This window comes from Pseudotabrizicola alkalilacus (genome assembly GCF_003443995.1).
GTDB lineage: Bacteria > Pseudomonadota > Alphaproteobacteria > Rhodobacterales > Rhodobacteraceae > Pseudotabrizicola > Pseudotabrizicola alkalilacus.
Map to the genome: position 1 here is coordinate 1 of NZ_QWEY01000006.1, position 25,585 is coordinate 25,585.

Sequence of the window (25,585 nt, forward strand, 5' to 3'; positions counted from 1 at the left end):
GGCGATATCCGCGCCATCTGGGCTTCGGAAAGCAGGATCATCTCGCTCATGGCAGCACCCCCTGTGGTGCCGCAAGTGAATCAGTGAGTTGTCCGACCCGCAAGAAAATTAATGGGTCCAGAGCCTAAATTAAGACGTCTATATTTAAAGTTTTTATGGAACCACTCCCGTATAACAAGGATATCTGAGAAACCTCGACAGAATACCGACCTGACACACCATTCAAAAATCGATGATCAAGTGTATAGGAAAAATTTGTCTCATTCAGTGTTCTGGTCATCAACACGGCACCGTTTTCAGACTTAACAACAAACTTATAAAGCTCAAGTTCCTCATTCAATGGAACATCATAGCCCTCCCAAGAATCCCCATTCAACCTTGTTCGACGAATCCAACGAAAAAAATGATCTTGATTTTCAACATGGTACGTGAGATGCGCAACTGAAAGCGGGCGCAATCCAGTTCCCTTGAATGTTGCAATCTTATGCTGAACAAGATCTGATCCTATGTCTTCGTCAGAAGGGCCAATCTGGTAGTGTTGTTCATGATTCAATTTTTCAATGGTAATAGATATCTGCTTTACCCTCTCATCAATTATGACAACGTATCTTCCAATTGGCCATTTTTCAGGCATAATTGCATCAAACCCAGCAAGCCCCCTAAGTCGCATAGATATTCCGAAAAGCCCTGGAGAAATAAGTTCTGCACGCATATACTGTACAATTTCCCAGTTTTCTGAATCACCATCACCAATAGCCAACATATTTTGACCTGACAGCAAGCCGGTCAGCGAGACAGACTCCATTTCCCCCACCGGCATACTCACCAATAGAACTGGCCCATGATCAAATATACCTGCCGGGGAGAAAGACAATTCACTTTGCGTTCGGCCAATGCGCGAAGCAGCCTCAAAAACACTGTTAACTGAGTATCCAGAATTTTCGTTTGAAGACCAGACTATCGCCGGTGACAACCATGGGTTTGATGAGACAGCCAAAAACGGAGCGTGTGGAATCTGATTTGAACGAATAATAGGTAAATCCATCCAGATATTTGAAACCGGCCCTGATGAAACGTATGGATTCCACTCAGGTGAATCCATACTTTCTCCAATATGAATATTGGAGGTCGGCTCAACACGAACTACCTTAACAGATAATTTTTTATCGAGCTCAAATCCATCAACTCTGTAACTCATTTCGTTCATCAGAACGGTTGAGCCAACTTGAATTCCACATCTGGAAAGCGGCAGATAGAAAGATAACTGATCGTCCGAAATGTTGACTTCCGCCAACCATCTGCTTGAGATTGCCTTTGCAATACCCACAGGTAAAACAAGTGGATACTCGGCTTCCAGCACAGAAGAGGAAGGTATTTGATTATTAGCAATCTCCGTGACAACTGGCGAAAAATTTCCATCTGCTGCGAGGTGAGAAAAACGAACTCTCGAAGCAGTTTCAGATTGTGGCAGACGTAAATATTCCAGACCCGACAATCCATCTGCACCTAATGCCACGTCACATGCCTCTACCTGAATAATACCAGATACATCTCGGGATTGAAAACGCAAGACGCCTTCGTCTTCGATGCAATCAAAAGCATAAGAAACGGCAAGAGATTGAAGCTTGGATCTTCCGGATTGACTTTCTGAAACAGAGTATCCGTGAACCGATGCGTATAGGTGACTTGTATCAAATTCAAACAAGTTGGAATCTTCACAAACTTCACAAATCAATCGATCCAATTGAACAGAGGTTGCGCGTCCGTTCAGCCAATGCCCCCGATAATAGTTTTCCCCATCAGACCAAAGATTAATGTTTCTTGGAAAATCCGAATACGGCCTTGCGTCCCAAGCCCAGGCATAGCAATGATCAAGGTCAAGCATAGATCCGGCATATAGATGTGACTTTGGATTATTGTCCGGATCTGCCCAGTACATGTGACTAGCCCTGAAATATTGCATTTGAATAAAGTCATCTCTGGTTCCGAGCGACGAGCGTGGGACCGATGACTCAGAAGATCTTGCATCCAAAAACTTGTTCGGCTCATTGGTTCCTTTATCAATCGCAGCGCAACCATATTCTGTGAAGCGCATCGGTTTTGATCGGGGAATCCATGACGTTGGGTGCCCCAACCTGACACCATTTATCCGGTTGTGATGAGGTTGAGACCACCATGACGTCAGATCTTTGTAACGAAAGACCCAGTCCTCTCCATATCCGAAATCATGGATCGGAAGGCGATTTTGCGACTCAACTCCCTCTGGCCCTGAATAATACCAGTCGAACCCCTCCCCGCCAGATATATTTGATTTCAGATAATCAATATTGTAAATGGACCACCAAGCCGCGTCCGCATGCTGTGTGCCCTCTCTCCAGTCTGAAATCGGCATGTAATTGTCGATACCAATAAAGTCTATGTCGTTGCTCGCCCAAAGTGGATCCAGATGAAAGTAAACATTATCTTCTGTATGAAAGCCAAAGTATTCACTCCAGTCAGCTGCATAACTCAGCTTGACTTCTGGCCCCAGAATAACGCGAACATCGGCTGCTAATTTAATGAGAGCTTCAACAGTAGGAAAGCGATGTTCTGGGCCACGGATCTGCGTTAGACCACGCATCCCCGATCCAATGCAAAAGGATTCAACGCCTCCTGCAAGCTGGCACAAAAATGCATTGTGCAGTATAAACCGACGATATCCCCACTTTTGCTCACCGGTATAGTACAGCTCTCCAGCCTGACCGTAAAAGTCACCAATCTGCGCACAACCAAAGAAATTTGTTACTTCACTCACGGCTAACTCGGTTCTATCCGGGCTGTGTGCTCTCCCTGGTGCGATAGAAAGTGTAATACGCCCCCTCCAAGGGAGAGCAGGCTGGAACGCGTTATTGGAATAAGGATCAGGCAGGTTATTGCCTTGTATTTGTTCCATCAGAATAAATGGATAGAACATTACGGATTGACCGCGCGCCCGCAATGCAACAATAGCATCAATCACCGATGAGTCAGCGGGTGTACCTCCATAGAGCGGCCGGCCATCAACACGGGGTACTTCAAGCGCTTCGGTCCTAGTCACACCGCCTGACCGCCAAGGAAACTGAGTTCCGACAACCATATTTCGCTCAACTTTTGGCTGAATGTCACAATATCCACAGCGCAGGTCATTGCCAAACCACGACACAACCAGTGAGACGGCCTGACACTTAGGCAGCTCCTGGTTGAGTTGATTCAAAGATGTTTGAAGATCGGTTTCTCCACTTGGTGCGTTTACATTCAAAACCCGAAAAAAGGAAAAGCTCTCTTCCTCAACCACTTTCCGCGTGGCGAGCGCGTATTCGCCGGTTCCTGGAATAAGCGCGACCGCCCTGATAGACTCCTGAAGATCAGGAATCTTTTCTGCCTCTTTACCCTGTGCTCTGCGCATGACCTCAAAACTGAACTGCGGCACACGATTGCCGTAGGCTGCAAGCTCAAGCTCTTCCAATACGACATAGGCAATGCCTCGATAGGCAGGGGCAAAAGAATTTCCCTGTTGTGCCTCGATCAGCGGATCAGGAAGCTGATCTTCCGTTCCCTTGTACACTCGAATATTCAAGGACTTCGGCGAGATTTCATCGCCATCCGCCCAGACCCGACTGATCCCCAGAATTTCGCCTTCGCATAATGCGATGGCCAGACTGACAGAGTAGGTATACTCCACCGTCTTCGGCGAGGGCATGCCTTTGCCACCGCTCTTGCGGCTGGTTTCCCGAAATGGGGACGCCCAGATGACTTGCCCTGGCAATCGCATCCTGCCCCAGAATTTCGGAATCGGCGCCCCCTCGCTGGACCCCATGACGTGGAACCGGTCGAGTCGGCCGACTTCAACAGCATCAGAACCAATCCCCATGATCCGTTGATCAACAACCCGCCCGAGCGTGGCGCCAAGGGCCTTGCCCATTACGGCACCGGACAACCCCAGAACAGTCCCACCAAAGCCCGCACCCAATGCAGCGCCTGCTGCGGCAAAAACGATCGTCGCCATTCATTCCGCCTTTTCAGGAAAACAGTATACGGCCGCGATGCGACGCACCCACGGACCAGACAATGAGCTTTCGACCACCCCATAGCCGGTATAGGCATGGATAAATCTGGGGGTCGGCTCCAGTGTAGAAACGATGCCAAGGTGCTTTGCCACACAACCGTCCCGCATGCGGAACAAAAGGACATCTCCGGCACCCAGAGTGAGGTCAGGTTTTCGCAATAGGCACTGCCCTGCCGCCTGCATCAGAATTTCTTCGCCCGATGGCTCTGACCAGTCCATCGAATATGCGGGTGGCGTCAACGGTTCCGGCCCGATCACGGCCCGCCAGACCCCCCGGATCAGCCCCAGACAGTCGGTCCCGGCGCCGCGGGTTGTGGCCTGGTGGCGGTAAGGTGTTCCCAACCAGGTGCGTGCTTCCTGCACGATTCTGTCTTGCAGTCTAAGCCCAGCGGTCTCGACAAATACGGATTCGCTTTGCATTTGGTCACCTCCGCCCGCTTTTGCTTGGATTTGACCGCATCCAGTCTTCACCCGGAATGTGTGGGAAGCCTCTGAAATTTAAGAAATTGTCAAATTTTTGCCGACAGGTTGAGGCGCGCCGGTCGCAACCGGCAACAAGGCGCATCTGATCACCCGCTTGTGGCCGCACGCCAAAGCTCTGCCACATCTCAACAATCCGGATCTGTCCAACCGTCGTGTCAGATTTGATCCGGCCCGATTGTCCTTTGCCGATGCCCGTGTGAATCAGCAACTGACCATCCGCAAACCAACCCTCAGAATATTCTGCAAGCGCAGGAACATGGATCACCCTGCCCTCCAACACCGCCTGAGCCGGGACGATGACAGACATGGCGGGCGCGGTCAGATCAACCTTGCACTGAGCATCGCCAAGGACCGCCCCGCATTCCGCGTGATACACCCGACCATGCCGCACATTCAGCGCTTCGGTCAGCCCACGCAGCTCGACACGAAACGATCCCTGACTGCGAGTCATTTCACCAAAGGTCCCGCGAAACAGAACCGAGCGTTCGTTTACATTGACCCAGTTCACCAGATAGGTCACCATTTCTGCGCCATCGTAGCGCCCTGCCAAGATATCCTCCTCCCGAACCGAGGCGTCAGACAGCGCGCCCAGGACTTCGGTATTGTCGACCGCCATACCGTTTGTTTTTTCCAGAACTCCCGCCGTCAACCCGCTGCGCGCAGCGAAGAGCACGCCGTCAAAAGTCAGATCGCAGTCATGGTCGGTAAAGCCTAGCGTCTCACCGTCCCGGCGGCGTACAAGCCATGCCCAGCATACCGTGGTCGAGCCGGTCTTCAGATGGTTCTCCAAAGCGTGCTGCATTATATGCGCACCTCCACAACCGGCACATCCGGCACCTCGCCCGCCTGAAACGAGGCAATCGACGTCATGATCATGTCGGTGTCAAACCGGACCGGCACATCAAATTCAAAGCCCGCATAGACAGTAACACCCAAATCGGGTGGCACGGCAAAGGTGATCTCCCCCCGCTCTGCATCCAGCGAAAACTCCAGCCCCTCCACCTTTGGGTCGCGCGCAACTGCGACCAGAATTGTTCCCGCGACAGGTTTGGTGATGCGCCGGGTATAGGTCTCGGTCCCGGACCGATAGGTTTTTGTCAGGGCAAAGACGGTTTGCACCCCGTCTCCCGTGCCAATCACCTGATCAATGGCGGTCGGCTTGTGCGATGGCAGGCATGACTTGTAATCCGCCCAATCCTTCCAGCGAAAGCCGTGCATCCGGCCCCGGCGCGCCTCGAAGAACGCGATCAGCGCGTCGATATCGTCCAACGTCCGCAGACCGGCCCCCGCCTCATAGCGGCGGCGCGAATGGGCCCACGGCGTATTGCGCTCCTCATAGCCACTGGCCAGCATCACCACATCCGTCCGCCGTTCCGGCCCGCCGATCGACCCGAAACTCAGGTTGGCCGGAAATCTGATCTCATGAAACGCCATTCTATGTCCTCACCTGTTCCGCTGACCGCGTGCCAAAGCCCGCGACGCCTGCGCCGCAATCTGGCTTTGGCTGCGCTGGAATCCCTGCACATCAGGGGTCTGAATGTTCATCACCACGGTCACCGGGCGGCCACCGCCAGCCGCCTGAACCCCAAGCCGCCCGTCTGCCCCGCGCGCCAGTGGCATAATCGCTTCTGGCCCCGCCTCGCCCATCAGACCACGCCCGCCCCGCATCGGAAAGCTGGTCGGGCTGGACACCACACCGCCTTTGGCAAAGGGCATGACACGGCCTTGGGCAAACGCACCGCCGTCCCTGAACGGCATCATGCTCCCCATGACCGCGCTGACGCCCTGCGCCACCAGCCCGCCCATGGCCCCCTGCACCGGCCGCATCGCAGCGTTGTACACACCGTTGATCATCGACTGCGCCACCATCCGCAGCGCGTCCGACAGCTTCATCCCGTCAAAGATCAACCCGTCAAACGCCCGCCGCAGGCCACCGCCAATGCCATTGGAGAGGCTGTTCACCTCGCGCCCGGTAAACAGCATGGTCGTCTGCATCTTCGCCAGTTCGCCTTCGAACGCGCTGACCATCGCCGACGAGGCCCCCAGCGTTGCTTCAAGCGCCGCCACCTGCTCCTGCAGTTCTTCGATCTGCGCCATGTTCCATATCCTTCGCTGTATCAGGAAAGGCTGCGGCCAGCTCTGCCAGTCGCGCCCGTGTCAGGGGCGGGTGTGCCACGTCCGCCCCCAGCATGATCCTCAGCTCCACCGGGGTCAGGCACCAGAACACGCCCGGCTCCAGCCCAAGCTGATGCAGGCCGACCCGGATCAGGCCCGGCCAGTCGATGCTGCTCATGTCTCCCCCGGCAGGGTAAAAGCCCGCGCCAGCAGCTCTGCCGCAACGCGGGCGGCCTCCATCGGGCCGCCACCGATCTCGACGCTGCGCAGATCTGCCGCCGTGCCCTGCCACCCACCGCCACGCAGCCCCGCCACCAGCAGTGCCAGAACATCGCGCGTGGAAAACCGCCCGGCCTCGAACCGCTGCACCAGATCAATCAGCGATCCCGTCGCCAACGCGTCCTCCAGCTCGGCCAACGCTCCCAGCGTCAGCCTGGCGACATGGCGGCGGCCATCCAGCACCACCGCCACCTCCCCCGCCCAAGGGTTCGCCATCACAGCGCCACAAAGCTGAGAGCACCCGCCGAGGCCAGCGACATCTCATAGGTCGCCTCGCCATTATGGCTGCCGGCATAGTCGATCGAGGTGATCATGAATGCCCCCTCGACAACCCCGAAATCAGGAATGATCACCTGAAAGTCCGGCACCTCGCCATCAAAGAAAATCTGACGTGCCCGCTCATCGGTATTGGCATCGCGAAACACGCCCGACCCCGAAATCGAGGCCGACTTCACGCCCGCGCCGCCCAGCAACTCGCGCCAGCCGCCCGCACTTTCCAGACTGGTCACATCCACCGTTTCGGCATTGAAACTGATCCGGGTCGCCCGCAGGCCCGCCACGGTTTCAAAGGTGCCGTCCCCCGTCAGATCCAGCTTCAGCAACAGATCTTTTCCGCTTTGCACAGCCATACTTACTCTCCAGCAATTTCAGATATTTAAAGTTCAATCCGTACACGGAAGGTCAGGTCGATCCGTCGCACCTCGCCCTCCGCCAGCCGCCGGGCCACCGCTTTCAGAAAGCGAACGCCGACAATACGGCCGATACTCAGCGGCGGAGTTGCCCCCACCAGACTGTCCGACACCGCGCCCGCCAGAGTCTTGGCGGTCAGAAATCCGCTGGCATCACTGATCACGCTGACCACGACCCGGTGCTCCGCGCCGTCCCCGCTTTTGTCCGACTGGTCCAGCACCTCTTCCGGACCAATCAGAACAAAGGTTCCCACCGCGCCCAGCGGGGGCATCGCATCCACGACCAGAACACCGGCCAGCGCCGGATCACCGGACAACACCCCATAGACCGCTGCCTGCGGGGCAGCTGCTGCGCCATAGCTCATGCCGGTGTCTCCTCGCGTGCAAAGCAGGTCAGGTACTGCCCCGCCGCATCCCGCTCAGTCACGGCCAGCACCTGAAACACCCGGCCCCCGTCCGTCAGACGTTGTCCCGGCAGCGGTCTGCGGGGCGAACCAGAAGCCGCCCCCCGCAGAGTGATCCGGTACGGAACACTTGCCATCGAGACCTCTTCCCCGCTCGTACCCCGCCCCGTTCCGGGCGTGATCTCGGCCCACAGAGTTCCAATCCCCTGCCAGACCGTTGAAAAGCCCCCCGCGCTATCAGGGGTGGAAACCGGTTGCTCCAAGGTCAAAAGACGGTTCAGATGCACCGGGTTCATGCGCTGCCTCCACCCAATACCCGTACGGTCCGCCAGCGCTCGATCAGCGCCTGAACCGCCAACGGCAAGGCCGGACCACCCTGTGCGCCAGAATGGCGCACCTCGTAAAACTCCGCTGCCAACAACAGCACCGCCTGCGCCAAATCCGCCGGCACCGCGTCCCAGCCGGTGCCAAAGCCCGCGTCAAACACAATCTCGACCGTGCCATCCTCCGGAATGCCCGGCAAACTCCGCCCCGCCCCCCGCAACCGCGGGCGCGCCATATCGGGTTCAAGCCGATAGCGATCACTCGCCACCAGCACACCCTCCCCATTCGCATCACGGACCGTCACCGATACCAGCGCCGACACCGGGGCCATCGGCAGCGCTTGCGCGCCCCGATCTTCGCGCCAGCGGTTCAGACGCAGCAGGAACCGCCGTGCCAGCAAGGCTTTACCGGTACGGCCTTCAATCGCCGCAATCGCGGCCCGCAGATGGGCCACCACCAACCCATCCTGCAATCCGTCATCGGCAAAGCCGGTGCCCAGACGCAGATGATCCTTCATCGCCTGCACCGGCAATGCCTCTGGCGGCACCACGGTCTGCTCGGTCAGCATCATCATCTCTCTCCGATTGCCCCGCCATCCTGCAAAGATCGGGCGCGCGCCCCACACCGCTCGGTCGGAGGGGGGAGCAGCTAGACGGCATGGATTTTCCTGCGCGCGCCCGAAATCAGGCCAGCCCGAAAGCCTGGGCTGGCCGCGACCTTCGTGTTACGACACCGCCACTTTCAACAGCTTGATCGCCGCAAAGTCGGTGATGTCGCCGCCCACACGCTTGTTGGCATAGAACAGCACATGCGGTTTGGCACTGAACGGATCACGCAGAATGCGCAGATCAGGCCGCTCGGCGATGGTGTAACCCGAGGCAAAATCGCCAAAGGCAATCGGATAGGCATTGGCCGCCACATCCGGCATATCCTCGCAGATCAGCACCGCATAGCCCATCAGGCGTGGCGGCTCACCGGCCTGCAACCCGTCCGACCACATGAACCGGCCATCGGCATCCTTCATCTTGCGCACGGCACCGGCGGTTTTGGAGTTCATCACAAAGGTGCCATTGGCGCGGTAATCGGCCCCCAGCGCATAGACCAGATTGACGATGCAATCCGCCGAATTGGCCGCGGCAAAATCGGCCGCAGCCTCTGTCGGCACATAGCCCAGACTGCCCCAGGTCCAGGACGCATTCGCAACCTTTGGCGGCAGCAGAATCCCGCGCGGCTTGTCGATTCCGTCCCCGTTGACAAAGGCCGCCGCCTCGGCCCGGATGAACCGCGTCGCGATCTTGCCCGCCAGCCAGCCCTCGACATCAAAGGCGCTGTCGTCCAGCAGCCGCTGGCTGGCCTTTGGCATCGCTGACAGCTCATGCAGCTTGATCGAGATCCGCTCAATCGCCGGGGTTGCGGTTTCGGCCTGCGCCGCCGCCTCTGTAGCCCATCCTGAACCGACTTCGGTCCGGTCGATCAGCACATCGAACGACACCGCATCCACCTGCACCACATTGGCGACCGACCGCAGTGACGAGGTCGAAACCAACAGCGAGCGGATTGTATCCGCCGTTTGCGGGTCCACCAGATAGCCGCCCTCTGCGGCCACGGCGGTGTTCAGCGCCTTGCCTTCCAGCACCAGCCCCCGCAGCCCGTCATCGTCACCCGAGCGCAGATAGGCGTCAAACGCCTTCTGATGCGGGGCATCCAGGTCAGCGGCGGCGGACAGGGCCGGACGGCCATAGCTCATCGTCTTTTGGTTCAACATGGTCAGTCGCTCTTCCTGATGTTGCAGCGATTGTTTCACTTCGGTCTGAAACACTCTGATTTCATTCATGAATCCGGCCATTGCGGATTTGACCTCCGCACCCGGATGCAGGGCCGTGGGCATGTCTTCCCCGGCCCGAGCCTTTCTCTCGGTCATCGTCACTCCTGATGTTTGAACGAAAGCCGGGGCGTTACCGCTCGGCCAGTTGTCGGCGCGCGTCGTCAAAGACCTGCGCCAGTTCACGCCAATGCCAGCCGTCATCCGACTTTGCCTGCACCCGCGCTTCGGAAAGCATCGGAAAGGTGACCAGTGACACCTCCCAAAGCTCCAGCTCCGACAAAAGCCGCTGGCCCTTGCCATTGCGTTCTGCTTTCAGCGTGCGGTAGCCGATTGACAAGCCGTCAATCGCCCCCGCCGCCAGCAGGGCCGCCGCCTCACGGCCCCGGTCCACTTCCGTCAGGATGCGGCCCTTGACCCACAGGCCTTGCGTATCCTCCCGCACCTCATCCCACACGCCAATCGGCTGTGCCGGATCATGCTGCCACAGCATCTTGACCTTGGCGCCCTTGCCCGCCAACCGCTTCAGGCTGGCACCGTAAGCCCCGGCCACCACCACATCGCCACCGTGATCCGTCACACCGAACAGGCTGGCATAGCCTTCGACCACACGGCCATCGGTCACCGTCAACCCTTGCTCCGGCCGCAGATACTTCCGCTCCGGCGCGCCATAATCGTTCATCCCTTCACCTCATCGCCGCCTGAAGAATGGCTTCGGCCCCCTGCGCCAGCAGAAAGGCCGCAACCCCGTAAACGCCCAACCAGATGCGCTTTTCCAACCGCTCCAGCACCGCGTCGATCTGGCCAAGCCTGTAGTCCAGCGCCGCCCAACGCTCTTCGGCCACGCGCTCATTCGCCTCGATCCGCGCCGCCGCCGCATCGAAACTGTCGTACAGGAACCGCGACCCTCCGGGCTTGCGGATCGTCATGCCTCGTCAGATACCGCAGGCAGCCCCAGCAAGCGCCGCTTTTCGGCGACGGTCAGAAAGTCTGCCGCCCCAACCCGCGCCCATTGCTGATCGCGCTCCGCCGCCAGCGCCGGGATCTGGTCCAGATCGACCCGCAGCTCGACCTCTTCCCCCGAAAATCCGGCCAGCCAATGGCTGACATCGGCCATCACCTTCGCCGCCAGCGGCAGCACGGTCAGCCGGTAAAACGCCCGGTTGGCCTCCTGATAATTGGCGTAAGTGGCGTCGCCAGGGATCCCCAGCAGCATCGGCGGAATGCCAAAGGCGACAGAGATTTCCCGCGCCGCCGCCTCTTTGGTCTTCTGAAACTCCATGTCAGAGGGCGAAAACCCCATCGGTTTCCAGTCGAGCCCGCCCTCCAGCAGCATCGGCCGCCCGGCATTGCGCGCGCCCTGATGGTTTGCCTCGATCTCGCCCACCAGCCGGTCATACTGGTCGTTCGACAAAGATCCCTGCCCATCGACGCCCTTGTAGACAATCGCCCCCGAAGGCCGCGCCGCATTGTCCAGCAGCGCTTTCGACCAGAAGCTGGCCGCATTGTGCACATCCACCGCCACCGCCGCCGCCTGCATCGGCGACAGGCCATAGTGGTCATCCTGCGGATGAAACGCCTTCAGATGGCAAATCGGCTTCACCGCCCCGCGCATGTCAAACCGATGCGTCCGCCCGCCCACCGTGTAGTCATAGGCCACCGGCCAGCCATCCGGCCCCGGCACCAGTGACATCCGGTCAGAGCGCAGCACATGCAGCTCCCCCGGCAGCGCCGATGCCCCCGGCACCGCCTCCAGATAGGCATTCCCGCTCAGCAGAAAATGCCCGTAAACCGCCTCCAGAAACTCCGCCCGCCCCTGAGCGCCGTTCGGGCGGTTGATCACCCCCAGCACCGGGTGGCTGTCAAACCGCCGCTCGGCATCCTGACACACCAGCGGCAGCGCCGCCGCCGCCTCGGCCACCAGCTTGACCGCACGAAAGCCCACCGGATTGGCCAGGAACCCGGTCCGGGTCAGCGAGGCCGCATCGCGCGGGCTCCACTTCACCCGGCCCGACGATCCCCAGGCCGCGACCCGCCCGGTGGCACTCGCCTTGGTTTCCATGACGGCAGAGGGCGTGGGCGAAACCTCGCCCCGCCGCAGAAAGTTGAACACCATGTTTTCCGATCTCCGTTGTTCGGGATCACCCCGACGCGCCCGATGGCGCTGCTACAGCACCTGCATCCGCGGATCGCCGCCATAGGCCTTTGCCGGTTCGATCATCGCCTCGTGCAGGGCCCAGACCAAGGCATCCACCCGGTCCGGGCTGCCGACCCCCTTGAACCCGCTCCGGGTCATCAGGCACATCTGGTCCTCCAGCTTGCGCAGCCTGCCACAATGCACCACCCGGCCCTGCTCATACAAAGCCGCCACCGGCTCGGCGCGGGAACTCTTGCCCTTCGACGCCGACACCCCGCGATAGGCCACCAGCGCCCCTTGCTGGCGGATCATTGCTTCCACCATGTCACCGCCCTGGTTGACCTCGGCCACCATCCGGTCAGCCCCGTGCCGCTCATAGGCGGCCACCGACGCCCGCGCCCAGTCGGTGGGGGTGCCGCTGATGCTGGCATCTTCCAGCACCACCGCCCGCCAGTCGCGCGGGTTGCCCTCGGTCATCACCCCCACCACCACGATTCCGCATTCATCCGATGTGGCCTTGGCCGTCACCGGCGGATCGACCGCCACCACGATCCGGCTCAGCCGATCAGGCGACGGCCCCCGTGCGGCCTCCAGCATATCCGTGGTCCAAAGCGCGCCGTCGATATCCTCGATCAGCTCGCCCTCCAGCTCCTGCCGCCCCAGCCACTGCCCGCCATAGCGGGTCTGCACCTCTTCCAGGAACGATTTCGCCAGATAGGCCCGGTTGGCATCGGTCGGCGCGTGGGTCATCACGGTCGAGGGGTTTTTCAGAATGGCCTTCAGCACCGGAATGTTCTGCGGCGTTGTGGTCACCACCTGCTGCGGATTGGCCCCCAGCCGCAGCGCAAACTGCAACTGGTCCCAGGTCTCCTGCGCCTTTTTCCACTTCGCCAGCTCGTCCACCCAGGCCGCATCGAACTGCGGTCCATGCAGCGTATCCGGGTCATGCGCCGAAAAGCACTGCGCCGTGGCCCCATTGGGCCAGGTCAGCATCCGCCGCGTGCCGTTCCACTGCGGCCGCCGGTCGGGCGGAGAGCAGGCCAGAATCCCGCTCTCGCCAAACACCATCACCTCGCGCGCCTGATCCAGCGTTTCGGCCACCAGCGCCACCCGGCTTGCCCGGCCGGGGTCCGACGGGCGCGCACCTTCCACCTGCGCACGCACCCACTCGGCCCCGGCCCGCGTCTTGCCCGCACCGCGCCCCCCCATGATGACCCAGCTTTTCCAGGCGCCCTCGGGGGGCAGCTGATGTGGCAGCGCCCAGAATTCAAACATCCACGGCAATGCCAGCAATGCCGCATCCGACAGCCCGTTCAGAAAGTCGTCAATCACCTCCGGCGTCGCGGAGGAGAGCCAGACGCCGCCCGATCTCATCGCGCGCGGCTGCAAAGTCGAGCTCGCCGGTTCCGACAGCCCCGGCAAGCGTTTTGCGGAGTTTGTCAACTTTGTTCCTCTCATCCATAAACAGCCGGACAAAGCTGGTCAGATTGTCCGCGACACGTTTTGCCTCGGTCAACTGATCGAACTTCCCGGCCTCCACCTCTTCAATCACATGATGCAGCCTGACGACCGCGCGCCCCATCTGCTGCTCGGCAACCCGCAACAGGTCTTCAGGCGTTTCGGTCTTGTCCGCTTCCGTTGCAGTGAAGTTGATTGTCATGCTGTGCTGCCACCCGCCTCGCTATCCCTCCGGACGAGTAGAAATGAAAAAGAGCGGACAGGGGCATCACCCCGCCGCTCTCGACACTTCTTCTAGCATGTCACAAGTGATACATCGGACCGCGCGGCAAGTCAAGATGAAAATCGAGCGATAACAGCGGCTTACCGCTCGCAGCGTTTATCTTTTGTTAACCGGAGCGCAGCGGGAGCTATTCCCCCTGCACCCCGGTCTGGCCGTCTTGTCCCCGGGTGCGTTCAATCTCGCGCCAGCGTGCCACATTCGCGTTATGCTCTTCCAGCGTCACCGCAAAGGCATGGCCACCAGTGCCATCCGCCACAAAGAAGATGTAATCTGTGCTGTCCGGGTTCAACGCCGCCTCGATGCTCAACCGCCCCGGATTGGCAATCGGCGTCGGCGGCATGCCGTCGATGACATAGGTGTTGTATGGCGTCGCGCGCCGCAATTCACTCTGCCGGATACCGCGCCCCAGCACGCCCTGCCCCATGGTGACGCCGTAAATCACCGTCGGGTCAGTCTGCAACCGCATCCCGCGCTCCAGCCGGTTGACGAACACGCTCGCCACCTGCCGGCGTTCTTCGGCAACCCCGGTTTCCTTTTCCACGATGGATGCCATGATCAGCGCCTCCTCCGGCGAGGCGTAAGGCAGCCCATCCGCCCGGCTCGCCCAAAGTGCTGCCAGGATCTGTTCCTGCGCCGCCGTCATCCGCGCCAGCAGCGCCGCCCGGTCTGCACCCTTGTCGACCTCATAGCTGTCGGGGGCAAGCGACCCCTCCGGCGGCACCGCCGCCACCTCGCCGCTCAGGAAATCCGCGCGTTTCAGCGCCTCTACCACCTGCCAGCTTGTCACACCCTCGGCCAAGGTCACCCGGAACCGCAGATCGGATTCCGCAACCACATCGACATAGACCTGCGGCAATGCCTCTACCGCCGGGTCAAACTTCACCACCTCGACATAGCGGTTGGTCGCAGCATCCAGCTCGCGCAAGATCACATCGGCGCTGTTCACCCCGATCCGGAAATTCACCTCACGCCCACAGGTCGATTGCCCGCCCTCGGTCAGCGATGCCAGCACATCCACCATCGACGCCCCCGGAGGGATCAAATAGCTGCCAAACTTCAAAAGCTGCGCCTTGTCCGAGTAATCCGCGCCAATCCGGAAAATCCGCGCATCAGACACCGCGCCCTGCGCCTCCAGCGCCCGGCTCACCGAACTCAGCGACGCCCCGCGCTCGACCCGGAAGCAGATCGCATCGGTCAACGGCCCCGGCCCAGTATATTCCTCACGCCCCCAGGCCAGAATCCCCGCGGCCACCACCAGCAGCACAATGAACAGCGTCAGCGCATTCGACGCGATCGAGCGCCACATCCCTCAGCGCACCTTGCCGATGACAAGGCTGGCATTGGTGCCGCCAAAGCCGAACGAGTTGGACAGCGCCACGTCAATCTTGCGATGCCGCGCCACATTCGGCGCCAGATCCAGCCTTGGCGTGACCGCCGGATTGTCCAGATTGATCGTCGGCGGGGCCACCTGATCACGGATGGCGAGGATGCAGAAAATCGCCTCCACCGCCCCCGCAGCCCCCAGCAGATGCCCGATGCTCGACTTGGTCGAAGACATCGTCGCCCCCGCCGCCGCATCGCCCATCAGCCGCTCCACCGCGCCCAGCTCGATGGTATCCGCCATCGTGCTGGTGCCATGCGCGTTGATGTAATCCACATCCGCAGGCGTAAGCCCCGCGCGCTTTAACGCCGCCGCCATGCTGCGATAGCCACCATCGCCATCTTCGGATGGCGCGGTGATGTGATAGGCATCCCCCGACAAGCCATATCCCAGCACCTCGGCATAGATCTTTGCGCCGCGCGCCTTGGCATGCTCATATTCTTCCAGCACCACACAACCCGCGCCCTCGCCCATGACAAACCCGTCACGGTCGGCGTCATAGGGGCGGCTCGCCTTGGCCGGGTCATCGGCGCGCTTGGTTGACAGCGCCTTGCAGGCGTTGAACCCGGCGATCCCGATCTCTGAAATCGGGCTCTCCGCCCCGCCCGCCACCATCACATCGGCATCATCCAGCATGATCAGCCGCGCCGCATCGCCAATCGCATGCGCGCCCGTGGAACAGGCCGTCACCACCGCATGGTTCGGCCCCTTGAAGCCAAAGCGGATCGAGACCTGCCCCGACACCAGATTGATCAGCGCACCGGGGATAAAGAACGGCGATACCCGCTTGGGCCCCTTTTCCTTGATCAGCACGGCGGTTTCCGCAATAGACGACAACCCGCCGATGCCCGATCCGATCATCACGCCGGTGCGCTGCTTGTCTTCTTCGGTCTCAGGCACCCAGCCGGAATCGCGCACCGCCTGCGTCGCCGCTGCCATGCCATACAGGATGAAATCATCCACCTTGCGGCGGTCCTTCGGCTCCATCCAGTCGTCCGGGTTGAAGGTGCCATCCGTGCCATCACCCAGCGGAATCTCGCAGGCGTATTGAGTCACCACATTCGACGCGTCAAACCGCGTGATCGGCCCGGCCCCGGACTGCCCGGCAATCAACCGGCTCCAGGTTTCCTCGACCCCGCAGGCAAGCGGCGTCACCATCCCCAGACCCGTCACAACGACACGACGCATACGATGTCTCCTAAGCTCGATAAGGCTTTTTCGCCTGATACACGCGGGCCATGGCCAGTGCAACCGCCGGGGCGGTCATCCGGGCTGACCGGCGGAAAGTGGGGGGGCCAGCCCCCCCAACCCCCCGGGATATTTGTCGACAGAAAATGATCAGACCGGCAACACCAGACCGCCGCGTTGCGCACTTTCCTCAGCCCGGTCCAGCAAACGCTGCAGCGCCGCACCACGGGCAAAATCGGGAAGCGCCGGAGCTTCCCCCCGGATCGCCGCGATGAACCGCTCATAGACCGACGGTGTTTCCGGACACTCCACCTCATGCCAGGTGGCGGTCAGGCGATCCGCGCCGGTGCAGGCGCGCAACCGGCTGACGCTGTTCTCAAAGCTCACCTCCAGCCCGCCGGTGTCCCCAAACAGCCGCAGCCGCAGATCGTTCATGTGTCCGGTGGCAAAGCGCGTCGCATGCACCACGCCCAAAGCCCCACCCTCCAGCCGGATCTGCATCGTGGCCGAGTCATTGGCATCCAGCGTATACTCGCCAATCCGGCCCTCCGGCACCTTGTCAAAGGTCGCCAGCCGCGCCGAGACATCCACCGCCGGCTCCCCGGCAATAAAGCTGGCAAAGTCCAGAATGTGAATCCCCACATCGCCCAGAACCCCTTTGGAGCCATGGGCCGACGACAGCCGCCACAGCCATTGCGGCTCGTCGCGCCATTCGCCCCAGGCGGGCTGGGTCAGCCAGCTTTGCAGATAGGATGCCTCGAAATGCCGGATCTTGCCGATCGCCCCCTCTGCCACCATCGCCGCCGCCTTTTGCAAGGCGGCCCCGTTGCGATAGGTCAGGTTGACCATGTTGACCACGCCCGCCGTCTGCGCCGCGATCACCATCGCTTCGGCATCCGCCGCATTGGTCGCCAGCGGCTTTTCGCACAGCACATGCTTGCCAGCCGCCAACATCGGCGTGGTGGTGGCGAAATGCGCCGCATCCGGGGTCACATTGGTCACCGCGTCAAACTGCCCCCAGGCAATCGCCTCGGCAACCGAGGCAAAGCGATGGGCAATGCTGTGCTTGTCGCAAAACGCGGCCAGCTGCGCAGGCCGGGTATCCACCCCCGCCACCAGCTCCACCCCGTCAATTCTGGCAAATCCTTCGGCATGGTTGTTCGCCATGCCGCCAGTGCCAAGGATCAGCAGCCGCACCGTCACCGGAACCCCTCCTCACCATCATGGTGCAGCCGGGGGCCGCGCTCTTCAATCGGCTCAAGTGCTTGATCCACCGGCACATTGGGCGCCGCTGACGCTTCCGCCAGTCGCGTCGCCGGGTTATGCGCCCATTTCACCGCATTCAGGATCACCCGCTGCACATGCGCGTTATGATAGGTCGGATAGGTCTCATGCCCCGGACGGAAGTAAAACACCGACCCCGCTCCGCGCTTGTAGGTCAGGCCAGAGCGGAACACCTCGCCGCCCTGAAACCACGACACGAACACCGTCTCCATCGGTTCGGGCACGCCAAAGGGCTCGCCATACATTTCCTCATTCTCAAGCTCGAAATGATCCGGCAGCCCCGCGGCAATCGGGTGGTTGCGGCTGGTCAGCCAGATCCGCTCCCGCTCGCCCGCCTCGCGCCAGGTCAGGTTGCAGGGCGCGCCCATCAGCCGCTTGAACGGCTTGGCAAAATGCGCCGAGTGCAGGAAAATCGCCCCCATGCCGGACCACACCGCATTGCACACCCGCTCCACGACCTCATCGGCCACATCCCCGTGCGCCGCGTGGCCCCACCAGATCAGCACATCGGTCTCGGCCAGCTTCTGCGCCGTCAGCCCATGCTCCGGGTCCTGCAACGTGACGGTCGAGGCCGCAATCCCGGCATCGCCGTTCAGGGCATCGGCAATCGCCGTATGCATGCCATTGGGATAAATCCCGGCCACGACCTTGTTCTCTCGCTCGTGAACATTCTCACCCCAGACCGTCACCCGGATCGCCATCGCGAATCTCTCCCTTGCTTGCGCTAACGCGGGCTGGATAGCACTATCCAAAGCGCTTTGGCAGAGGGGTCAATCGCCGGGCGGCAAAGCCTCGCCGCCCACAGGAAAACCGAGATCAGCCCAGCAGATTGGGCACGATGGTCACAATCCATGGCGCGAAATACAGCAGCAACAATGCACCCATCTGGATCAGCACAAACGGGATCACCCCGGTATAGATCTGCCGCGTCGTCACCTCCTTCGGGGCCACGCCGCGCAGATAAAACAGCGCAAAGCCAAACGGCGGTGTCAGAAAACTGGTCTGCAGATTGACCGTAATCATGATCGTGACCCAACTCGGGTCAAACGTGCCGCCATAAATCACCGGCCCGACAATCGGCACCACGATGTAAATGATCTCCAGAAAATCCAGCACAAAGCCCAGGATGAACAGCACCAGCATCACGATCAGAAACGCCGTCAGCTCATTGTCGAAACTGCGCAGAAAGCTCTGGATGTAATGCTCGCCGCCAAAGCTGATCAGCACCAGATTCAGGATCTGGCTGCCGATCAGAATGGCGAACACCATGCTGGTGATCTTGGCCGTCTCGCGCACCACCGAGGTCAGCACCGCCCCGCGCCACAACACCCAGCAGGCATACAGGATGCCGAACATGGTAAAGCTATAGGCCGCCATCGCCACCCAGAACGCGACGATCTGTTCCGTCGTCGTGGTGCCCAGGCCCAGCCGCAGGTCAAAGTTCACGCCGACCAGCAGCATGATCACCAGCGCAAACGACGCACCGATGATGATCTTGGGGCTTCGCCCACTGTCTTTCAGCCGCCGATAGGCCGCCAGCAACAGCGCGCCACCCGCCCCCAGCGCCGCAGCCGGGGTGGGGTTGGTGATGCCGCCAAGGATAGACCCCAGCACCGCCACCACCAGCACCAGCGGCGGGAACACCACCCGCACAATGTCGCTCTGCGTCAACATCGGCATCGCCGCCCACACCGCATAAATCACCAGCCCGAACGGCACCGCCAGCCACAGCAGGCTGATCCCCGGCGACATCAGCGGCCCGATCATCAGCGCATCCACCGCCAACCCCAGCGCCACCCCGGCCAGCCCGATCCAGACCGGCCGATGATCCGCCATCGGGGCCAGCCCCCGCGCCGTGGTCAGGGTCAGCGCCGCCAGCAGCAGCAGCACCGCCACGCCCGACCCGACGGGCGCCCGGCTGTCCTCGCGGGCGACCCGTGCCGCAGCACGCTCCTCCGGTGTCAGCGCCCGCGCCTGTGCAGCCCCTCCGGCCTCGGCAATCGCTGCCTGTTCGGCCACCGCTGCATCCCAGGCGGCCTGACCGTGCAAGGCGATCATGCTGGCCTTGCACTGCTCAGAGACATTGGTGCGCAGCGACGCGCCCTGTCCACCCGCGCTGAAACTGTCCACCGTCATGTCCTGAGAGCCAATCAGGTTGACCTGGGAAAGCATCAGAAACCCGCCGATCAGCGCCACCGGCACGATCAGAAACCAGGTCGTCGCCTCGCGCCGGGTGACAATCTGCCCCGACCCTTGGGTCAGCTGGATCGCCGGAGCCTTTGACGGATTGGCCAGCGCAAAGCCAAAGGCATAGGCGGCATACAGAAACGCCAGCATCAGCCCCGGCAAAATCGCCGCCTGAAACAGCGTGCCCACCGACACCACCGCCGCGCGGCCCAGATAGGTCAGCGCATCCGAACAGCCCGCCGCCTGCGCCCGCACTTCCTGACCCGAGGCATAGAGATCCCCGGCCATCGTGCCCAAAAGCACAATCACAATCGACGGCGGAATGATCTGCCCCAGCGTGCCACTGGCCGCGATCACCCCGGTCGCCAGCTGCGGGCTGTACCCGGCGCGCAGCATGGTGGGCAGGCTCAAAAGCCCCATCGTCACCACCGTCGCCCCGACAATCCCGGTCGATGCCGCCAGAAACGCCCCCACCACCACGACTGATACCGCCAGCCCCCCCGGCAGCGGGCCAAACACCCGCGCCATCGTGGTCAGCAGATCATTGGCGATCTTGGACCGCTCCAGCACGATCCCCATCATCACGAACATCAGCACCGCCAGCAGCGTCTCAATCGACGCCCCCGCAATGACCCGCTCATTCATCCGGTTGACGATGAACGACAGGTTGCGGTCCATCGCGGTTTCCCAGCCACCGGGAAACAGCGACACCTCCACCCGCGGCAGATCGGGATAGCGAAAGGTGGTGATGTCAATCGCCGCCACCCCCTGCGCCAGCAGCGCGCGATACGCCTCCGACCCGGAGTCTATCGCCTGATGGATCAGCACCCCGGACGAATCCAGCGCCGCGATAAGGCCAAACCCGATGATCCCGGCTCCGCCGATGGCAAAGGCTACCGGAAACCCTGAAATGATCCCGCCAAACAAGCACAAAAACACGATAATCAGACCGACCTCAACGCCGTCCAGACCAAAAAGCATACTCAGATCCGCCCCTTATCGTGATTGCAGGTCTTGGGTGCTGCCGCCCGGCGCATCCCGGTCCAGATAGCGCCCCTCAGCGGCTGGCCCCTCGACGAACTCCAGATACGACCGCCAGAAAAACGCCCAGGCATGAATGAACACCAGCGCGCAGAACGCGATCATCAGCAGCTTGAACAGGAAATAGGCGTCAAAGCCATTGGGCGAAAACGCGATGGTCTCGACATTCCATTTGAAAATCCGCGCCTTGGCCAGCAATGACTCCAGCTTGTCACTCGCCGACACCTTCGGCGTGACCAGTGATCGCCACATGAAATACCATGAATAGAGCCAGGTCAGTACCGCTGCCGGCATCATGAACAGCAGGCACCCCGCCATATCAATCACGCGCCGGGTGCGGAACCGCACGTTGGCATAGAGCAGATCCACCCGCACATGACCGCCCTGCACAAAGGTATAGGTGATGCACAGGCAGACGATCATCGCATTGTACAGCTTCAGCTCTTCCGACCACCATGACAGATCGCGCAGGAACGACGGCCCCGGCAACAGCGGATAGCCAAAGGGCGCAAAGGGGCCAAACTCCAGCGTCGCCACCCGGAATATGCGCTGCAGAAAGATGATCACGATCTGCTGCAACACCATCAACAGCCCGAACCAGGCCACAAACCGCCCGATCCCATTGGCAAAGCCTTCCAAGCCCCGCACCATCCCCCACATCACGCTGCGGCGCGCCATGCCGACCCCGGTCAGCACCAGAAATGCCGTGAGCACCACAAAGAAAAACTCGACCGAGGCCCCGTAATAGATGAACCGGGCCAGCGCCTCCCGGTCCGCCCAGTTCAGCCACAGCCCCGGGTTGGCCACCGCCACGCCGAAGTTGACAAAAGCCATCCCGATATGGCCGATCACCCAACCGATTGCGTCCAGCACGTCGTCCCCCGTCACATCCAACCCGCCCCCTCATTTTCTGTCTGAAAATATCCCAGGGGGGTCCGGGGGGAGGATCCCCCCGGGGTCAGCCAAAAGCACAGCGCCAGCAGGACAAAAGCCTGCCAGCGCCGCCCTTATCCCAGCACGCGGTCGCGTTGTGCCGTATAGGTGCCATCCGAGATCTTCAGCCAGGACGACGACGACTTCATCGAGGTCATCGCAGAGTCATAGACCTTCTTGTAGATCTCATCCCCCATGTTCTCGTCATGCACCGCCTGACTGGCTGCGCCAAACGCATCCCAGACCGTATCGGGGAATTCCATCGTGCGCACGCCCGCCGCCTGCAACCGCGACAAGGCCGCGCCGTTCTGGGTCAGGAACTGTGCCAGATTCCACTGGTGACCCTCGCCCGAGACGATCTCGATGATCTTCTGCTGCACCGGAGTCAGGCTTTCGAACACATCGCGGTTGGTGGCCAGCGACAGGCCCGCGCCCGGCTCGTGGAACCCTGCGGGGTAATAGATCTTGGTGATCTCCTGCAGACCCAGCTTTTCATCGGCCCAGGGTCCGATCCACTCCGTCCCGTCAATCGCCCCGGAAGACAGCGCCTGATACACTTCTGACCCCGGAATGTTCTGAACGCTCGCCCCCATCTTGCCCAGCGCAAGCCCGCCCAGACCCGGCATGCGGAACTTCAGCCCCTGAAAATCCTCCGGCCCGGTGATCTCCTTGCGGAACCAGCCGCCGCCCTGCGCGCCGGTGTTGCCAGCCAGGAACGACTTGATACCAAAGATCTGGCCCAGCTCGTCATGCAGCTCCATCCCGCCGTTGTGGTAATACCAGTTCGCCAGCTCCTGCGCGGTCATGCCAAAGGGCACGGCGGTAAAGAACGCATAGGCCGGGTGCTGGCCAACAAAGTAATAGTCCGCCCCGTGATACATATCGGCCTGACCCGAGGTCACGGCGTCAAACACCTCGAACGCTCCCACCAACTCGCCCGCCGCCTTCAGATCCACCGTCAGCTGGCCATCGGTCAGCGCGGTGATCATGTCGGCACAGCGCTGCGCAGAATCGTGCACCCCCGCCAGACCGCGCCCCCAGGTCGTCACCAGCGTCAGCGTGCGGTTGCCTTGCGCATACATCGGCGCGGCCAGCGTGGTCGCAGCAGCAGCGGTCGCGCCCCCAAGCGCAGCCTTCGTCAAAAAGGAACGACGGTCCATAGGCACTCTCCTCCCGTTTATGATTGATCCTCGGATGGCCTCCACCATCCCGGCCTGATGACAGTATCGTGACCACTGTCCCGCGAAAATACCGACAACTACGCAGATCACCCCCTGAACCGTCAAAAACATCGCAGGCGCAGGACCGCTCTCCCGACAGTTTTCTACACCCCGCGCCCCTGATGCCCCGTTGACCCGGCCCGCATCCCCCCGCACTCTGCCCGCCAGCGTCAGGGGGAACGGCATGACCATGCGCCGGACAGGCAGGCACAGGCTCAGCTACGGGCAAAAGGTCTTTCTGCTTGCCACCCTGCCGCTTGTTCTGGCCATGGCAATCCTGTCGGTTCTGGTCTCGCGCGAGGCGCGGCAGATGTCAGAGCGTGAAATCGCAGTGCTGGAGGCGCAGCTGATCGCCACAAAGCGCACCGAGCTGAAAAATTACCTCTCCATCGCCCGCACCGCCTTTGGCCCGATCTATGGCAACGCCCTGCCCGACGACCAGATCGCCAAAACCCGCGTGGCCCAGATCCTTGCTGCGATGACCTATGGCACAGACGGCTTTTTCTTTGTCTACGACTATGACGGGCGCAACATCGTCAGCCCACGCCAGACCTGGCTGATCGAAAAGAACTGGGCCGGGCTGAACGACAGCGAAGGCACCCCGGTCGTGGACCGGCTGATCGAACTGGCGCGACAAGGATCGGGCTTTCACAGCTATGTCTGGCCCAGACCCACCTCGGGCCGCGACGGCCGGATGATCACCTATGTTATCGGCCTGCAAGACTGGCGGTGGGCGGTCGGGACCGGCGTTTTCATCGACGATGTGCTGACCTCGGTTGCCGCCGCCCGCGCCGAGACCGAGGCGCGCGTCACCCGTACCTTTGTCTATATCGGGGCGATCACCGCCGCCGCCGTGCTGGCGGTATTCCTCTCCGGTCTGATCCTCAACCTGCGCGAAAGGCGTCTGGCGGATCAAAAACTCAAAGCCCTGACACAGCGCATCTTTGAGACACAGGAAGAGGAACGCGGCCGCGTCGCCCGCGAACTCCACGACAGCATAAGCCAGATCCTTGTCGGCGTGCGCTACACGCTTGAACTCGCCCGCAGGCGGCTGACCATCAATGATGCCCGCGCGGGCGAAAGTCTGGGGCAAGGCATCGAGAACCTCAACGGTGCGATTCAAGAGGTGCGCCGCATCAGCCGCGACCTGCGCCCCGGCGTGCTTGATGACCTCGGCCTTGGCCCCGCGCTGCAATCCTTGGCCGAAGAATTCGGTCGCCGCACCGGCATCACAGTCGATTATGTCACCAACCCGTTCCGCAACCGCCTTGATCCAGAGGCGAAAATCGCCCTCTACCGCATCGCGCAAGAGGCGCTGACCAATATCGAACGCCATTCCGGCGCCACCCGGGTCAAGATGCTGGTGCGCGGCACAAAAACCGGCGCTGTGGTCAGGATCGAAGACAACGGCCACGGCATGCCCGCCAACCGCCGCGACGGGCTTGGCTTGCGCAACATGGCTGAGCGGATGGAACGGCTTGACGGCACCCTGCGCATCCTGTCATCCCGAACCGGCACGTTGATCGAGGCGCAGGTGCCCCTGTCCCACATGCTCCCCCCGACCGGAACCGCAGAGGCGCAAGGATGACCCAGACCGCACATACCCCTGTTTTGCAACAGACCGATGCCCTACCCCAGACCCGCGTTCTGATCGTCGATGATCACCCGATGGTGGCCGCGGGCATCCGCGCCATTCTGGAAACCTATGACGATATCCACATCGTCGGCACCCTGTCCAACGGGCGCGATGCCATCGACCGCGTGGCCGAGCTTGACCCCGATGTCATGCTGCTCGACCTCAACATGCCGCAGATCAGCGGCTTGACCGCGACCGAAATCATTCTGGAACGCCGTCCCGACACCCGCATCCTGATCCTGTCAATGCACGACAGCCCCGAATACATCTCCACCGCGCTCAGCCATGGCGCGATGGGCTACCTGCTCAAGGATGTGCCGACCGAGGAGGTCAAGCTGGCCATCGACACCGTGATGCAGGGCCGCCGCTATCTGTGCACCGGGGCCAGCGAAAGCCTTAAACCGCTTGCCAATGACGCGCGCGAGCCCCTGACCAGCCGCGAACAAACCATCCTGTTGGAACTGGCGCAGGGCCGGTCCAACAAGGAGGTGGCCATCGCGCTGGATATATCGGTGCGCACGGTGGAAACCCACCGCAAGAACATCAAGCGCAAACTCGGCATCGCCTCCACCGCGGGCCTCACCCGTTATGCGATGGAACATGGCGTGTTGCAGGGCACCGGACAGGGCCGCTGACC

At 61.2% G+C, this 25,585-nt stretch carries 26 protein-coding genes; 2 read left to right on the forward strand and 24 right to left on the reverse strand.

Annotation, left to right across the window (positions count from 1 at the left end; all coding sequences use genetic code 11):
- Positions 1 to 124 precede the first annotated feature (124 nt).
- The 24 genes from D1012_RS11615 to D1012_RS11730 all read right to left on the reverse strand — a co-directional run bounded on the left by D1012_RS11615 (position 125) and on the right by D1012_RS11730 (position 23,252).
- Positions 125 to 4,024: a baseplate multidomain protein megatron gene (locus D1012_RS11615; RefSeq protein WP_118152373.1), complete on the reverse strand. Its 3,900-nt coding sequence runs from the start codon at positions 4,022 to 4,024 to the stop codon at positions 125 to 127.
- Complete coding sequence (locus D1012_RS11620; protein WP_118152375.1) at positions 4,025 to 4,504, reverse strand: C40 family peptidase; 480 nt, start codon at positions 4,502 to 4,504, stop codon at positions 4,025 to 4,027.
- 4 nt (positions 4,505 to 4,508) lie between these two features.
- Positions 4,509 to 5,369 carry a phage/gene transfer agent baseplate hub protein gene (locus D1012_RS11625; RefSeq protein WP_118152377.1) on the reverse strand — a complete coding sequence of 287 codons (861 nt, stop codon included), beginning with the start codon at positions 5,367 to 5,369 and terminating at the stop codon, positions 4,509 to 4,511.
- Positions 5,369 to 6,001, reverse strand: coding sequence for a DUF2460 domain-containing protein (locus D1012_RS11630; protein ID WP_118152379.1), 633 nt, complete (start codon positions 5,999 to 6,001; stop codon positions 5,369 to 5,371). Before D1012_RS11630 ends, D1012_RS11625 begins: the two co-directional genes overlap by 1 nt.
- Before the next feature lie 9 nt (positions 6,002 to 6,010).
- Positions 6,011 to 6,664, reverse strand: coding sequence for an RcGTA-type gene transfer agent tail tape measure protein (locus D1012_RS11635; RefSeq protein WP_118152381.1), 654 nt, complete (start codon positions 6,662 to 6,664; stop codon positions 6,011 to 6,013).
- Entirely contained in the window at positions 6,621 to 6,860 is a 240-nt protein-coding gene (locus D1012_RS11640) for a phage tail assembly chaperone (protein ID WP_118152383.1), read from the reverse strand. Before D1012_RS11640 ends, D1012_RS11635 begins: the two co-directional genes overlap by 44 nt.
- Positions 6,857 to 7,177 carry a gene transfer agent family protein gene (locus D1012_RS11645; RefSeq protein ID WP_118152385.1) on the reverse strand — a complete coding sequence of 107 codons (321 nt, stop codon included), beginning with the start codon at positions 7,175 to 7,177 and terminating at the stop codon, positions 6,857 to 6,859. Before D1012_RS11645 ends, D1012_RS11640 begins: the two co-directional genes overlap by 4 nt.
- Positions 7,177 to 7,590, reverse strand: a complete 414-nt coding sequence (locus tag D1012_RS11650; RefSeq protein ID WP_118152387.1) for a phage major tail protein, TP901-1 family — start codon at positions 7,588 to 7,590, stop codon at positions 7,177 to 7,179. Before D1012_RS11650 ends, D1012_RS11645 begins: the two co-directional genes overlap by 1 nt.
- A 26-nt stretch (positions 7,591 to 7,616) precedes the next feature.
- Complete coding sequence (locus D1012_RS11655; protein WP_118152390.1) at positions 7,617 to 8,015, reverse strand: DUF3168 domain-containing protein; 399 nt, start codon at positions 8,013 to 8,015, stop codon at positions 7,617 to 7,619.
- On the reverse strand, positions 8,012 to 8,350 hold the full coding sequence (locus D1012_RS11660) for a head-tail adaptor protein (protein WP_118152392.1): 339 nt from the start codon (positions 8,348 to 8,350) through the stop codon (positions 8,012 to 8,014). The genes D1012_RS11655 and D1012_RS11660 overlap by 4 nt, the downstream gene beginning before the upstream one ends.
- Positions 8,347 to 8,949 (reverse strand): head-tail connector protein, encoded by a 603-nt coding sequence (locus D1012_RS11665; RefSeq protein WP_118152822.1) that lies wholly within the window; start codon positions 8,947 to 8,949, stop codon positions 8,347 to 8,349. Before D1012_RS11665 ends, D1012_RS11660 begins: the two co-directional genes overlap by 4 nt.
- A gap of 153 nt (positions 8,950 to 9,102) precedes the next feature.
- Positions 9,103 to 10,299 carry a phage major capsid protein gene (locus D1012_RS11670; protein ID WP_118152394.1) on the reverse strand — a complete coding sequence of 399 codons (1,197 nt, stop codon included), beginning with the start codon at positions 10,297 to 10,299 and terminating at the stop codon, positions 9,103 to 9,105.
- Positions 10,300 to 10,333: 34 nt separating this feature from the next.
- Positions 10,334 to 10,882: an HK97 family phage prohead protease gene (locus D1012_RS11675; RefSeq protein WP_118152396.1), complete on the reverse strand. Its 549-nt coding sequence runs from the start codon at positions 10,880 to 10,882 to the stop codon at positions 10,334 to 10,336.
- Positions 10,883 to 10,886: 4 nt separating this feature from the next.
- A complete protein-coding gene (locus D1012_RS11680) occupies positions 10,887 to 11,129 on the reverse strand; it encodes a GTA head formation protein, RCAP_rcc01685 family (RefSeq protein WP_118152398.1) in 243 nt (80 codons plus the stop codon).
- Positions 11,126 to 12,316 (reverse strand): phage portal protein, encoded by a 1,191-nt coding sequence (locus D1012_RS11685; RefSeq protein WP_118152400.1) that lies wholly within the window; start codon positions 12,314 to 12,316, stop codon positions 11,126 to 11,128. Before D1012_RS11685 ends, D1012_RS11680 begins: the two co-directional genes overlap by 4 nt.
- A gap of 51 nt (positions 12,317 to 12,367) precedes the next feature.
- Positions 12,368 to 13,711, reverse strand: a complete 1,344-nt coding sequence (locus D1012_RS11690) for a DNA-packaging protein (protein ID WP_118152402.1) — start codon at positions 13,709 to 13,711, stop codon at positions 12,368 to 12,370.
- Positions 13,662 to 13,997: a hypothetical protein gene (locus D1012_RS22810; protein ID WP_199489492.1), complete on the reverse strand. Its 336-nt coding sequence runs from the start codon at positions 13,995 to 13,997 to the stop codon at positions 13,662 to 13,664. Before D1012_RS22810 ends, D1012_RS11690 begins: the two co-directional genes overlap by 50 nt.
- Before the next feature lie 208 nt (positions 13,998 to 14,205).
- Complete coding sequence (gene mltG, locus D1012_RS11700; protein ID WP_118152404.1) at positions 14,206 to 15,384, reverse strand: endolytic transglycosylase MltG; 1,179 nt, start codon at positions 15,382 to 15,384, stop codon at positions 14,206 to 14,208.
- A 3-nt stretch (positions 15,385 to 15,387) separates the two neighbouring features.
- Positions 15,388 to 16,647 carry a beta-ketoacyl-ACP synthase II gene (fabF, locus tag D1012_RS11705; protein WP_118152416.1) on the reverse strand — a complete coding sequence of 420 codons (1,260 nt, stop codon included), beginning with the start codon at positions 16,645 to 16,647 and terminating at the stop codon, positions 15,388 to 15,390.
- A 150-nt stretch (positions 16,648 to 16,797) separates the two neighbouring features.
- The gene (locus tag D1012_RS11710) at positions 16,798 to 17,850 is read right to left on the reverse strand and encodes a Gfo/Idh/MocA family protein (RefSeq protein ID WP_233517107.1); all 1,053 of its coding nucleotides are present in this window, start codon (positions 17,848 to 17,850) and stop codon (positions 16,798 to 16,800) included.
- Complete coding sequence (locus tag D1012_RS11715) at positions 17,847 to 18,632, reverse strand: ThuA domain-containing protein (RefSeq protein ID WP_118152417.1); 786 nt, start codon at positions 18,630 to 18,632, stop codon at positions 17,847 to 17,849. The genes D1012_RS11710 and D1012_RS11715 overlap by 4 nt, the downstream gene beginning before the upstream one ends.
- A 115-nt stretch (positions 18,633 to 18,747) precedes the next feature.
- Positions 18,748 to 21,099, reverse strand: coding sequence for a TRAP transporter large permease subunit (locus D1012_RS11720; protein ID WP_118152419.1), 2,352 nt, complete (start codon positions 21,097 to 21,099; stop codon positions 18,748 to 18,750).
- Positions 21,100 to 21,114: 15 nt separating this feature from the next.
- Entirely contained in the window at positions 21,115 to 21,993 is an 879-nt protein-coding gene (locus D1012_RS11725; RefSeq protein WP_118152826.1) for a TRAP transporter small permease subunit, read from the reverse strand.
- A gap of 173 nt (positions 21,994 to 22,166) precedes the next feature.
- Positions 22,167 to 23,252 (reverse strand): TRAP transporter substrate-binding protein, encoded by a 1,086-nt coding sequence (locus tag D1012_RS11730; protein ID WP_118152421.1) that lies wholly within the window; start codon positions 23,250 to 23,252, stop codon positions 22,167 to 22,169.
- Between the two features lie 250 nt (positions 23,253 to 23,502).
- On the opposite strand from D1012_RS11730, the gene D1012_RS11735 reads away from it, so the two are divergent.
- Positions 23,503 to 24,900 carry a cache domain-containing protein gene (locus D1012_RS11735; protein ID WP_118152828.1) on the forward strand — a complete coding sequence of 466 codons (1,398 nt, stop codon included), beginning with the start codon at positions 23,503 to 23,505 and terminating at the stop codon, positions 24,898 to 24,900.
- The gene (locus D1012_RS11740; protein WP_118152423.1) at positions 24,897 to 25,583 is read left to right on the forward strand and encodes a response regulator transcription factor; all 687 of its coding nucleotides are present in this window, start codon (positions 24,897 to 24,899) and stop codon (positions 25,581 to 25,583) included. The genes D1012_RS11735 and D1012_RS11740 overlap by 4 nt, the downstream gene beginning before the upstream one ends.
- The last annotated feature ends 2 nt before the right edge of the window (positions 25,584 to 25,585 follow it).